Annotated in this window: 13 protein-coding genes, 1 tRNA gene and 1 other RNA gene; 9 read left to right on the forward strand and 6 right to left on the reverse strand. The window is 69.1% G+C overall.

Annotated features, from left to right (window positions below; all coding sequences use genetic code 11):
* Positions 1–227 precede the first annotated feature (227 nt).
* Entirely contained in the window at positions 228–1,637 is a 1,410-nt protein-coding gene (locus tag ABN273_RS06015; RefSeq protein WP_349447622.1) for a helix-turn-helix domain-containing protein, read from the forward strand.
* A gap of 145 nt (positions 1,638–1,782) precedes the next feature.
* Here ABN273_RS06015 and ABN273_RS06020 read toward each other — a convergent pair whose 3' ends face one another.
* Entirely contained in the window at positions 1,783–4,284 is a 2,502-nt protein-coding gene (locus ABN273_RS06020) for a DNA polymerase III subunit gamma and tau (RefSeq protein ID WP_349447623.1), read from the reverse strand.
* A gap of 31 nt (positions 4,285–4,315) precedes the next feature.
* An RNA gene (gene ffs / locus ABN273_RS06025) (signal recognition particle sRNA small type) lies at positions 4,316–4,411 on the reverse strand.
* A gap of 86 nt (positions 4,412–4,497) precedes the next feature.
* On the opposite strand from ffs, the gene ABN273_RS06030 reads away from it, so the two are divergent.
* Positions 4,498–4,582: transfer RNA gene (locus ABN273_RS06030), tRNA-Ser, on the forward strand.
* 70 nt (positions 4,583–4,652) lie between these two features.
* Here ABN273_RS06030 and ABN273_RS06035 read toward each other — a convergent pair.
* Complete coding sequence (locus tag ABN273_RS06035; RefSeq protein WP_349447624.1) at positions 4,653–4,925, reverse strand: tyrosine-type recombinase/integrase; 273 nt, start codon at positions 4,923–4,925, stop codon at positions 4,653–4,655.
* A 100-nt stretch (positions 4,926–5,025) separates the two neighbouring features.
* Positions 5,026–5,955 carry an RNA polymerase sigma factor SigJ gene (gene sigJ, locus ABN273_RS06040; protein ID WP_349447625.1) on the reverse strand — a complete coding sequence of 310 codons (930 nt, stop codon included), beginning with the start codon at positions 5,953–5,955 and terminating at the stop codon, positions 5,026–5,028.
* Positions 5,956–6,187: 232 nt separating this feature from the next.
* On the opposite strand from sigJ, the gene ABN273_RS06045 reads away from it, so the two are divergent.
* On the forward strand, positions 6,188–6,661 hold the full coding sequence (locus ABN273_RS06045; protein ID WP_349447626.1) for a carboxymuconolactone decarboxylase family protein: 474 nt from the start codon (positions 6,188–6,190) through the stop codon (positions 6,659–6,661).
* 112 nt (positions 6,662–6,773) lie between these two features.
* A complete protein-coding gene (locus tag ABN273_RS06050) occupies positions 6,774–6,971 on the forward strand; it encodes a DUF6223 family protein (RefSeq protein WP_349447627.1) in 198 nt (65 codons plus the stop codon).
* 402 nt (positions 6,972–7,373) lie between these two features.
* Here ABN273_RS06050 and ABN273_RS06055 read toward each other — a convergent pair whose 3' ends face one another.
* Entirely contained in the window at positions 7,374–7,778 is a 405-nt protein-coding gene (locus ABN273_RS06055; RefSeq protein WP_349447628.1) for a hypothetical protein, read from the reverse strand.
* 244 nt (positions 7,779–8,022) lie between these two features.
* Here ABN273_RS06055 and ABN273_RS06060 point away from each other — a divergent pair, with 244 nt between their 5' ends.
* The 3 genes from ABN273_RS06060 to ABN273_RS06070 are packed head-to-tail and all read left to right on the forward strand — an operon-like array spanning position 8,023 to position 9,847.
* Positions 8,023–8,598 carry an ArsR/SmtB family transcription factor gene (locus tag ABN273_RS06060; RefSeq protein WP_349447629.1) on the forward strand — a complete coding sequence of 192 codons (576 nt, stop codon included), beginning with the start codon at positions 8,023–8,025 and terminating at the stop codon, positions 8,596–8,598.
* On the forward strand, positions 8,595–9,545 hold the full coding sequence (locus ABN273_RS06065) for an MFS transporter (protein ID WP_349447630.1): 951 nt from the start codon (positions 8,595–8,597) through the stop codon (positions 9,543–9,545). Before ABN273_RS06060 ends, ABN273_RS06065 begins: the two co-directional genes overlap by 4 nt.
* A complete protein-coding gene (locus ABN273_RS06070) occupies positions 9,542–9,847 on the forward strand; it encodes a hypothetical protein (RefSeq protein WP_349447631.1) in 306 nt (101 codons plus the stop codon). Before ABN273_RS06065 ends, ABN273_RS06070 begins: the two co-directional genes overlap by 4 nt.
* A gap of 78 nt (positions 9,848–9,925) precedes the next feature.
* Here ABN273_RS06070 and ABN273_RS06075 read toward each other — a convergent pair whose 3' ends face one another.
* A complete protein-coding gene (locus tag ABN273_RS06075; RefSeq protein ID WP_349447632.1) occupies positions 9,926–10,567 on the reverse strand; it encodes a LysE family translocator in 642 nt (213 codons plus the stop codon).
* Positions 10,568–10,655: 88 nt separating this feature from the next.
* Between ABN273_RS06075 and ypfJ the strand changes: the two genes are divergently transcribed.
* A complete protein-coding gene (ypfJ, locus tag ABN273_RS06080; RefSeq protein ID WP_349447633.1) occupies positions 10,656–11,558 on the forward strand; it encodes a KPN_02809 family neutral zinc metallopeptidase in 903 nt (300 codons plus the stop codon).
* Between the two features lie 48 nt (positions 11,559–11,606).
* Complete coding sequence (locus ABN273_RS06085; RefSeq protein ID WP_349447634.1) at positions 11,607–11,903, forward strand: type II toxin-antitoxin system VapB family antitoxin; 297 nt, start codon at positions 11,607–11,609, stop codon at positions 11,901–11,903.
* The last annotated feature ends 102 nt before the right edge of the window (positions 11,904–12,005 follow it).

The following is a 12,005-nucleotide window of genomic DNA, read 5'->3' on the forward strand; positions in this document are numbered from 1 at the left end:
CGCCTATGGGATGTTTTTGGCCGGATCTCGGCCCCCCTCCAGCGTCCGAGACCCGGCCACCACGTCGGCGGAGCGGCCGCACCACGCCGACGCGTTGAGCCAGGACACTAACGAGCCGAACGTTGCACACAGGTTGCGTTCGTTCAATCACCCTCCGCAATCCCCCCGAATGACTTGCGCGGAACGCCCGCAAGACGGATGCTCTAGTTGACTACTTGGAGTGACCGATGAGTTACGGCCATCTCAACGCGTACTCCCGTCTTCTGCGCGGAGCACACGAAGCGGCGGCGACCGGACGCACCTGGCCGGAGCTGCCCCGCAGCCTGATCACCGCATCCTGGGAACGCTCCCTGGAGGCCGGCATCGACCCGGAAAGCAAGGGTGCACCCCTGATTTACGACGTATCGCGTATAAAGGACGTTCGCCAGGCCCACCCGCTGCGGCCGTTGGTGCCGCTGATCGCGCAGACGCTCACCGGCCTGGCCGACGAGGTGTTGATCGTCACGGATGGTGAAGGCCGGATCCTGTGGCGCGACGGCAACCACACGATCATGCGCCGCGCCGACCAGATCGGCCTGGCAGACGGACACCAATGGACCGAGGACAGCGTCGGCACCAACGGCATCGGCACCGCGCTCGCCGCCGGCCGGCCCGTGCACGTCTACTCCGAGGAGCACCTCATGCGGGTGCTGCACATCTGGTCGTGCAGCGCCGCCCCCATCACAGATCCCGACTCTGGCCTGGTCATCGGCTGCGTCGACGTCAGCGGCACCTCACGCAGCCTGCACCCGGCCACCGTCGCCCTGGTCGCCGCCACGGCCAAGCTCGCGGAGACCCAGCTCGCGCTGCGCATGCACGAGCGCGACGAACGCCTGCGCCGCCGCTACGAGTCCCTGCGCGGACAGCCCGGGGTGCTGCTGTCGTCCACCGGCCGCGTCCTTCTGGGTGACCCGGCGGGCGACCTGGGCGAACGCCTGCGCCTCACCGGCCGCCGGGTGATACTCGCCGACGGGTCCGTCGCCCTGGTCGAGCCGTTCTCCGACGGTTTCCTCCTGCGGCCCACGCCGTCCGCCGCGCCTGCCGCCCTCACTCTCACCTTCCTCGGCGAGAGGCCGCCCAGAGCCACGTTCGGCGACCTCGAACGGCCCCTGTCGCTCCGGCACGCGGAGATCCTGGCCCTACTGGCGCTGCATCCGCACGGGCTGAGGGCCGAGCAGCTCTCGTTCTACCTCTACGGGGACGAGGGCAACCCGGTGACGATCAGGGCGGAGATCCACCGGTTGCGGGCCCAGCTCGGGGAGGCCATCGCGGCCAAGCCCTACCGGCTGACCTGCCCGCTGGAGGCCGACTTCCTGGAGGTGCGGCGCCACCTGTCGGTGAACGACCCGCGCGCCCTGGCTCGCGCCTACCCGGGTCCGCTGCTGCTGCGCTCGGAGTCGCCGGAGATCCGCCGCGAACGTGACGAGCTGGAGGCCCAGGTGCGGGCCTGCCTGCTGCGGCACGGCTCGCCGGACGAGCTGTGGGCGTATGCGCAGACCTGCAACGGCCACGACGACTACGAGGTCCTGGAGCGCCTCGCCGCCCTCCCCGCCACCGACCCCCGCTCCGCCACCGCGCGCTCCCGCCTGCGCGTCTGAGCCCTTTACGGCCGTTTCTCAGGGGACGTCGTCACTGCGGCCCTCACTTCGCCACGAGTTCAGGCTGTGACGTCGCGCTCTTCCCCAGGCCCATCGTGGCGTCGTAGAGCAGGCGGCGGGTCGCCTCGTCGAGGGCCCGGCCAGGTCAGGTGTGGTCGATTTCGCCGATCACCTGAGCGCCCAGTTCGCGCTCCAGCAGGGCCATGCCCGAGACCGCGTCCACGTCGGCGTCCGCGTCGTTCAACGGGTCGACGTCGTCCGAATCCGGCACCTTGTTGCGGCTGGGAACCGTCTCCGGCCAGGCCGCGGCACCGCCACGGGCGGACGGGACGCGGGGTCCCGCCTGCGCGGCGGCTCGCGCCGCCGACCTCGCGGCGGCCAAGCCCGTGCCGCCTCCCGGGGAGCCCCCGGCCGGTGCGGCGGCGTGTTGTGTGGCGGGCATGGTGTGCGTCGGGTCAGGGCTCGGTGGGGAGCCGGGGCCGAAGTCGTCGGGAGCGTCGGGCCAGGACTCGTCCGTGGTCTGGTGTCCAGGGGATGCGGCCGGAGGTTGGCCGGGGCTTGGCTCCTGGGCGCCGCGGTCCTCGTGGGAACCGCCGTGCGACGCCGTACGGCCCTGGGGTTGGGACGTGGCAGGTGTGCCTGCCGCCCCCTGAGGCCCGGCTGCGCCCGCCGCCGTACCGTGACCACCAGCCGGGCCACTGTGACCACCCGCCGGGCCGCCGTGACTCGCGGCCGGGCCGCTGTGCGAAGGGGGACGAGAAGAGCCTCGGGGAGGGGGCGGGGAGCCGCCGACGACTGCTTCGACCCGCCACGTGCCGCCGAGCACGTCGCCGAGCGCCCCGGCCACCACGGCGTCCTTGCCGCCGCCCGTGAAGTTCTTCATCGCGCCGACCTGGGTGAAGCCCAGCGTGACGATATTGCCTTCCACGCCCACCACCTGGGCGTTGGTGCTCACGTTCGCCCAGACCACGATGCTGCGCTGCTTGAGCGCGGCGAGCACGGCAGCCCACTGCGCCTGTACGGCGCCGGCTCCACTCCCCACGGGAGCACCGGCGACCGGAGGAGCCTGCTGTGCCCCGCTCCCCGCCTGGGACGTCTGCGGCGCGCCGCCCATCGCCGGGGCCGTCTGCGTAGCGCCTGATGCGCCCGCCGACGGAGAGCCGGGGCGGACGGGCTCAGGCCAGTCATCAGCCCCCGAGCTCACACCGGCACCCGCACTCACACCCGCACCCGCACTCGCCGAGTCAGAACCGGCGTGCGACTGGGCGGCGGAACCGGCGTGTGGCTGCGCAGCCGGAGCGGCGGCAGATTGCGTGGCCGGACCGTGGGAGTCCTCACCGGCCGGATCGTTGGCGGCCCCCGCTGGGACCCGGGTGCTGACCTGGCCGGACGACGAGGTGCCCGGTCGCGGGATGGGCACCGAGGCAGGAGCGGGTGCGGCGGCCGGAACGGATGCGCCGGAAGCGGCCCGGACGGCCATCTGGGCGACGGCACCGCCGCGTTCGAGGCGTTCGAGGCGGGCGAGCAGAGCCTCCTCGCCCTGCGCGGCGCCGGGAAGCAGCACGCGGGCGCACATCAGCTCGAGCAGCAGCCGCGGCGACGTGGCACCGCGCATCTCGGTGAGACCGGCATTGAAGACCTCGGCCGCGCGGGTCAGCTCGGCCGGACCCATCGAGGCGGCCTGCTGGACGAGGCGTTCGAGCTCGTCGGCGGGGCGGTCGAGCAGGCCGCTCGAGGCCGCCTCGGGGACGTTCGCCAGGATTACCAGGTCGCGGAAGCGTTCGAGCAGGTCGGAGGCGAAGCGGCGGGGGTCGTGGCCGCCTTCGATCACCCGGTTGACCGCGTGGAACACCTGTCCGCCGTCACGTGCCGCGAACGCGTTGACGACCTCGTCGAGCAGGTCGCCGTCGGTGTAGCCGAGCAGGGAGACGGCTTTGGCGTACGTGATGCCGTCGTCCTCGGCCCCGGCGAGGAGCTGGTCGAGGATGGAGAGCGAGTCACGCGCGGAGCCCGCGCCCGCCCGCACGACGAGGGGCAGCGCGGTGGGCTCGAAGGGCACGTTCTCGGAGGTGAGGATCTCCTCCAGCAACCCGCGGAGCGTCGCGGGCGGCATCAGCCTGAACGGGTAGTGGTGCGTACGCGACTTGATCGTCCCGATGACCTTTTCCGGCTCGGTCGTCGCGAAGATGAACTTCAGGTGCGGCGGGGGCTCCTCGACGAGCTTGAGCAGCGCGTTGAACCCCTCGCGGGTCACCATGTGCGCCTCGTCGATGATGTAGATCTTGTAACGCGCGGAGACGGGGGCAAAGAATGCCCGTTCGCGCAGGTCGCGCGCGTCGTCCACACCTCCGTGCGAGGCGGCGTCGATCTCGATGACGTCGAGGTGGCCGGGCCCGGTCGGGCCGAGCGCGACGCACGACTCGCAGACGCCGCACGGATCGGGCGTCGGGCCCTGCTCGCAGTTGAGGGAGCGCGCCAGGATGCGGGCGCTGGAGGTCTTGCCACACCCGCGGGGGCCGCTGAAGAGATAGGCGTGGTTGATCCGGCCCGTACGCAACGCCTGCCGCAACGGGTCTGTGACGTGCTCCTGACCCTTGACCTCGGCGAACGTCCCGGGCCGGTACTTGCGGTAAAGCGCAAGGCTCATGCGACCATCCCGCCTGCGAGGGGGCTCCCAACGAAGAGACCCCTCGCACACCCGCCAGAGCCCGCTTATCCTTGCTGCCTTCCGGCCCTGGGGAGGTTCACAGGATGACGCCGCGCGAGGGGTCCTTCCACAGTCTAGCCGGATGCCGCAGTGCTCGCTCCACCCCGGAAAAGGTGGTCTGCGCACGTCCAGAAGTCCGGTAAGCTCGTCGGCGGAGGATTCGCCTAGTGGCCGAGGGCGCACGCTTGGAAAGCGTGTATAGGGCAACCTATCAGGGGTTCAAATCCCCTATCCTCCGCGCCTGGTTGAGGCAGTAAACGCAAAGGGGCCGACCCCATCCAAGTCGGCCCCTTTTGCTATGCCGGGTCTCAGTCGGCTTCTCCAAGGCCCCCTTCTGCCTCCCAGATGAGACCCCCGATTTGCCTGGCCACGGTCTGCCGGATGCCATCTGTCACGTGCTGATACCGCGCTGCCATCCCAGAGCCGTACCACCCCATGATGGCCATGACGGTGCGCTCTGGCACGCCGAGAATGAGCAACACCGTGGCGGCGGTGTGCCGGGCGTCATGAAGACGACCGTCCCGTAGGCCAGCAACCTTGGGCAGGGCCTTCCACTCGTGATAGTCGGTGTACGGACTCACGGGCTGGCCTGTCGCCGTGGGTGAAGACCCAGCCGCCCTCTTGCCAGAGATGTGGCGAGTCGCCTTTGAGGCGGCCTGCTGATGATCGTGAGGTGCGCCATTACTCCGGCAGCCGCCCTAGATCGGATACCGGCCCGATATGGGCAAGCTTGTCGGGGTTGGCCACCGCGTGGATCGCGCAGACCACACCGTCGGCGATGTCGAGCTCGACCACACCGATCACGCGACCTTCGGAGTCGTACTTGACAGCGCCCGGACGGCCGTTGATCCAGGCCGGCCGGAGGGAGACGCCCAGGGTCCCACCCCGGCGGAACACGCCGAGGAGCAGCCGTATGACAGCCAGCCGCCCGGCCAGCCGACTTCCGAAGATCCGCACCTTGCCGCCCCCGTCCCCGTGGAGCACCACGTCAGGTGCGAGCATGCCGAGCAGGGCCTCCATATCGCCGCTCTCGGCGGCCACGAAGAACCTGCGCGCAAGTTCCGCACCTTCTGCCCGCCGCTCGCGGGACAGCGTGCCGCCCTCGACCTGCCCTCCGGCGGCGATGCGCTGCCTGGCCCGGGCGAAGATCTGCCGGCAGTTCGCCTCGGTCTTGCCGGTGATCCCCGCCACCTCCGGATAGCCGTACCCGAACACCTCACGCAGCATGAACACGGCCCGCTCCACCGGCGAGAGCGACTCCAGCAGCACCAGGAAGGCCATCGACAGCGAGTCGGACAGCTCAGCGTGCTCGGCCGGTCCGGGCATGTCGGCGAGCACGACGACCGGCTCCGGCAGCCACTGGCCGACATAGGTCTCCCGGCGTACCCGCGCCGAACTCAGGTAGTTGAGGCCCAGTCGCGTCACGGCCGTGGTCAGGTACGCCTTCAGATTGTCGATCACGGTCCCCGCCTGGTACGCCCGGGTCAGACCGAGGAACGCGTCCTGCACGATGTCCTCGGCATCGCCCACGGAGCCGGTCATCCCATAGGCGATGGAGAACAGCAGCGGCCGGTAGCCGACAGCCTCGCTCTGAGCCGTTGGTCCAAGCACGGAATTCCTCCCCAACTCGCGTACGACCGTGCCCGGCCGCGCCCTTCTGCCGGCCCCTCGTCGAGGACGCTTGCGCATGACGTACCGCAGGGTAGCCGAGGAGCGTTGCCGTGGATCAGCCGCGTGGCGCCCGCACGAGAGGGGAGACGCACGTCACATTCGTCGCCGTCACAGGCTGGCGGACTGCCCTGTCCTAGAGGGGCGACAACGGGACAACGACAAGGAGAGCACGATGGATGCTCGGTTGAACCTCTTCGGCAACCCGGTCGCGGGCAAGTCTCTGAAGCACATCGTGGCCGCGGGCAAGGTGGCCGCGGATTCGACGCTGCCGCCCGTGACGCGCGAGCTGGTGTTGCTGCGCGCCAGTCAGATCAATGGGTGCGCGGTCTGCGTGGACATGCACAGCAAGGACGCCGCGCACGCCGGGGAGACCGCCACCCGCCTCAACCTGGTCGCGGCCTGGCGGGAGGCCACGGTGTTCACTGAAGCCGAGCGCGCCGCCCTGGAGCTGGCCGAGCAGGGTACCCGCATCGCTGACGCGGCCGGTGGCGTCAGCGACGAGGTCTGGGCAAATGCCGCCAAGCACTACGACGAGGACCAGCTCGCCGCACTGGTGTCCCTCATCGCCCTCATCAACGCCGTCAACCGCGTGAATGTCATCATCCGGCAGCCCGCCGGCGACTACCAGCCCGGCCAGCACGGGTAACGAGCAGGACCGGCCCGGGTCCTACCTCGCGTCAGTACAGCCTAGAGACCGCTCCCAGGGGGCCAGGGCGTGCCTTGGCATCCCCCGCACAGGCCCCCTTTCACCACTTCCGATGCCAAAGATCGGATACGCCTCCAGCCCTTATCTCGGGCTGACCAGCCTGATCATCGGTGGACTGCATGCGGCCAACTCCGCCGGCGGTTTCGGTACCGGCAACGGGCTGGCCGGGGCCATCTTCGCCCTGCTGCTCGGGCTGATCGGCATGGTCCTGGGTGGGCTGGCCCTGTCCCGAGCCCGCCGCACCACCTGATTCGACCAAGACTCGGCTCCACCGTCGCGCGCCTGGTTGAGGCAGTAAACGCAAAGGGGCCGACCCCATCCGAGTCGGCCCCTTTTGCTATGCCCAGTCGCAGTTGGCCTCTTCGGAGGGTTCAACCTGCTTGGCCACCGTGTCCCGGATGCCGTCGGTGACGTGCTGGTACCAGCGGGCCATGCCGCCACTGGACCACCCGTGATGGCCATCACGGTTCGCCCGGGAACTCCCTCAAGGCGTACGGATCCACGGTGCTCAGCCGTCGGCTGAGTCGGCTCGGCCCCGTCAGTCCGCGGCCTGCCCGCACGATGAGCAGCTCGACATCCTTGTCGGCGGTGATGAGCCGGGGCCCGGAGAGGACCCCGGTGACAAGCTGTAGCTGCGCAGGCCGGCATCCCATCAAGCGGCGTCGAGGGCTCCGGTGATCTTGCGGGCCATCTCAGCCAGAGTGGGGCTGGGCTCGCCCTGCTGGGGCCGGGCGGCTGCCTCGATGGCGACGATGACGGTGCGGCGGAAGTTGTCGGCCTCGGCCGGAGCCTGCTGCCTGAGCAGGCTCACGGCCTCCGTCAGGGCCGGCAGCACCTGGTCGGCGAGCTCGGCGACGGACTTGCCGTACTTCACGCCCTTGGGCGCCTTGGTGAGCACGTGCCCGACCAGGCCGGTCGCGGAGGTCAGGGCGATGGAGCCGTGAGTGGCGACCTTGTGGGCGGAGCCGGCGGCACCAGCGGCGGACATCAGCGAGACGGCGCCCCACGCGGCGATCCGCAGGGTGAGCTTGTCCTGGTCGGAAAGGGTGATGGACATGATTGTGTGCTCCTTCGAACCTGTTACGAAAGTCCAACTGAACGGACGGATGAGCCTTGGGGCCGCAACCGCTGAACCGTTCATGGCATCCACCATCGCCGACCGCTCTGATACCGGGCCGTTGCCGTCCTGACGCGGCCGCTGACACGACAGCGCATGGTCGACCTCGTCCTCGGTTGACGAGCCTCTGTCGGCTCGGCAATCCAGGGTTGAGAAGAAATCTTTGCATAGATATCTTCTCATCATGCCCGCATCACGACGACGCGAACTCTCTGACATTGACGCGCTCAAGGCACTTGCTCACCCGCTGCGACAACAGCTGCTGACCTGGCTCCAGCGTCATGGCTCAGCCACGTCTGCGGACCTGGCCGCCGAATTCGGCGCGGATCGCGGCGCGACCAGCTATCACCTGCGGCAATTGGCCCGCTTCGAGTTCATCGAGGAGGACACGGACCGTTCCTCCGGGCGACGCAAGTACTGGCGAGCCATCCCACAGGACGTGCGGCTTCCGCGCAGCCCGGCGGATCCGGAGGTTGCTGCTGCCGCTGACGAGATCGGCCGGCAGTGGATGGACCGCGCTGATCGTGATCTCGCCGCCTACCTGTCCGGCAGGGAGGCGTTCGGCGAGTTCGCCACCGCCGCCATGCACTCCTTCGGCGCCACCATGCTCAGCGCTGAGGAGTTGGCCGAGTTCGGCGAGGAATACATCGCCTTCCTCAACCGCTGGCACCGGGAACCTGGCAAGGCATCCCCCGACAGCCGGCACATCACCGTGGTGTTCCACGCGTTCCCCACCCCGGACAGCGGGGATGGGTCGTGACTGCCCCGGCTGCACAGGGGGCCACCGAACGGCCGTCGTTGTGGCGCAACCGTGAGTTCGTCGCCTTATGGAGCGGTCAGGTTGTCTCGACCCTGGGCGCCCAGATCAGCGGGACGGCCATGCCGCTGCTCGTGCTCGTGACCACCGGATCGCCCTCCGCCGCCGGGATCGTCGGCGCTGCCGGCACGCTCCCCTTCCTGATCGCCCACCTGCCGGCCGGACCGCTGGTGGACAGGTGGAACCGCCGCAAAATCCTGTTGATCAGCCAGCTCGTCGCAGGCCTGGCGCTCTCCACTGTCCCGATCGCCCTCTGGCTGGGCGTACTCACTGTCACGCAGCTCACGATTGTCGCTTTTGTGCAAGGACTCTGCTCCGTCTTCTTCGGGCTGGCCGAGCGTGCCGCCCTCCCCATGATCGTCCCGGCGGCGCTGCTGCCCACAGCGGTGGCCCAGAACGAGGCCAGGAGCCGCGGCGCGGCCCTGGCCGGGCCTCCCCTGGGCGGCCTGCTCTTCGGCATCGACCGCGCGGTACCGTTCCTGGCCGACGCGCTCTCCTATGTCATTGCCTCCATCGGACTGCTGTTCATCCGAAGCGACCTGCAGAACCCGACGAAGACGCCGGCGGAACCGCTGTGGCAGGCAACCACCGCAGGGTTGCGCTGGATCTGGCGCCACCCCCTCATCCGCGCCGCGATGTTGCTGATCGCCGTCAGCAACCTGGTCTTCCAGGCACTCACATTGATCCTCGTCGTCCTGGCCCAGCGCCAGGGTGCGTCCTCCGCCACCATCGGCATGATGCTCGGCATCTACAGCGGCGGCGGTCTGATCGGCGCCCTGGCAGCGAGCAGGCTCCATCGCCGCTTCACTCCCAAACCGTCATCATCGGAGTCAACTGGATCTGGGCTGCGCTACTGCCCCTGTTCGCACTCGCGCCCAGCCCTCTGGTGATCGGAGCCATCGGTGGCGCCTGCGCGTTCATCGGGCCGCTGTGGAATGTCGTGATCATCACCTACGCGACCCTCCTCGTCCCGAACGAGTTGCTGGGGCGCGTCACGAGCGCAGCCATGACCCTGTCCTGGGGGGTCATGCCCCTCGCCTCCCTCGGCGCCGGCTACCTACTGACCGCCCTTGGCCCAACCGGTTCCATATGGGTGCTCACCTCGGTGATGCTCGTTACCGCAATCATCGCCACTGTCAGCCCGGCCGTCCGGAACGCCCCACCGCCACCCGGACACGACGAGCCGGCCTAACTCTCGATCTCCGCAGGTCACGAGGGGGTGACCGGCCGCGAGCAAGGCCACCCCGCGGAGGGACGATGCCGTACGTTGCTAGGCGGCGACCATGGCCTTTGAGCGGTCCGTGGCCATGTGTACGGCGAAGACGCCGAGCACCGTGCCCGTGACGTAGCGCTGGACGCGGAGCCAGAGCGGGCGGCGGGCCAGGAAGGCGGCCAGGGCGCCTGCCGAGATCGCGATCAGGGCGTTGACCGTGGTCGCGACGACGATCTGAACCGAGCCGAGCGCCAGGCTCTGCAGCAGCACGTGCCCCATGGCCGGGTCGATGAACTGCGGGAGCAGCGACAGGTACAGAATGGCGATCTTGGGGTTGAGCAGGCAGGTGAACAGGCCCATGCCGAACAGCTTGCGCGGGGGCTCGGGCACGAGCTCGCGCGGCTGGAAGGCCGAGGCGCCGCCCGGCTTGACGGCGTTCCAGGCCAGCCAGAGCAGGTACGCGGCGCCGGCCAGCTTGAGCGCCGTGTACGCGGCCGGCACGTACGCGAAGACGGCCGTCAGCCCCAGGCATGTCGCGGTCAGGTAGACGCTGAAGCCGAGGACGACGCCGGTGAGGGAGATCAGGCCGGCTCGGCGGCCTTGGGTGATCGAACGTGAGACCAGATAGATCATGTTCGGCCCGGGCGTGAGAACCATGCCCAGCGACACCAGCGCAATCCCAATCAATCCACCCGTCATGTCGGCAGATTAGCGGACATATACCTGATTTCGCACCACAACCCCATTGCGCCGCGTAATCAGGTCGCTGCGGGGGAGGAGGGGAGGCATGCAGTTCGACGACGACGCGCAGCTTGACCCGTCGCAGGTCGAGGACGTGCGGGCCGCGGGTCCGCAACCGGGCGGGGGCGGCTGCATGTTGCCCATCGGCGGCAGGGGCGGCGGCTGCCTCCTGCTGATCCTGGCGGTGGCCGGGATGTTCCTGTTCGGGGTCTTCCCGTCGCCGTTCAGCGGTAACGAGAGCGGCCTTCAGGGTGGCGGGCAGCAGCCGAGCGCACCGGCCGGACGCGCCCCGACCGGCGACCTGGCCGCGCGCTGCCGTACCGGGGCCGACGCAGAGCAGTCCGAGGACTGCCGCGTCGTGGGGACGGTCAACAGCATCCAGTCGTACTGGCGGCAGGCGTTCGAGGAGCGCGGGCGCAAGACGTACGCACCCGCCAAGACCGTGCTGTTCTCGCGGGCGGTCAACACCGCCTGTGGCACGGCCGACTCCGCCGTGGGCCCCTTCTACTGTCCCGCCGACCGCAAGGTCTACCTCGACCTGACGTTCTTCAACACGCTCCAGCGCGACTTCGGCGCCGAGGGCGGCCCCTTCGCGCAGGCGTACGTGATCGCCCACGAGTACGGCCACCACGTACAGGACCTGCTCGGCGCGCTCGACTCAGGCGCCTCGCCGGTCCCCATCGAGCTCCAGGCCGACTGCTACGCGGGCGTCTGGGCGCACAACGCGGTCAAGACCGGCTTCTACGACAAGCCCTTCACCACGACGGAAATCTCCGAGGCCCTGGACGCCGCCGCCGCGGTCGGCGACGACAGAATCCAGCAGCGCACCACCGGCAGAATCGACCCTGAATCGTTCACGCACGGCAGCTCCAAGCAACGCGTCAACGCCTTCCAGCGCGGCTACGAAAACGGTAGACCCGACGACTGCGGGCTGGCTGAACTGCGCTGACGCGTCCTGACAACGCAAGGATTCGAATTCTCTCCTAAAATCGGGGGGGTGATCTTCAAGCTTGTCGGCGACGGACGCCCTTATCCCGAACACGGTCTGACGCACCGAGAGTGGGCGCAGATCCCTCCACGGCAGGTCCGGCTCGACTCATTGATCACCACGAAGGCCATGTTGGACCTGCACTCGTTGCTCGCCGCCGACTCCACCTTCTACGGGGATCTTTTCCCGCACGTGGTGCAGTGGCAGGGCGAGCTGTATCTGGAGGACGGCCTGCATCGCGCGTTGCGCGCGGCCCTGCACCAACGATCGATCCTGCACGCCAGAGTCCTGGAGCTGCCCAGCTGAGAATGGAAAAGGGAGCCGCGCGATTCGCGGCTCCCTTTTCGTATGCGCGCCCGCCCGGCAGCCCGGACGCCGCGCCTTTCCAACATCATTTATGAAGAATGT

It is taken from the genome of Nonomuraea sp. B19D2 (assembly GCF_040137845.1).
Classification (GTDB): Bacteria; Actinomycetota; Actinomycetes; order Streptosporangiales; family Streptosporangiaceae; genus Nonomuraea.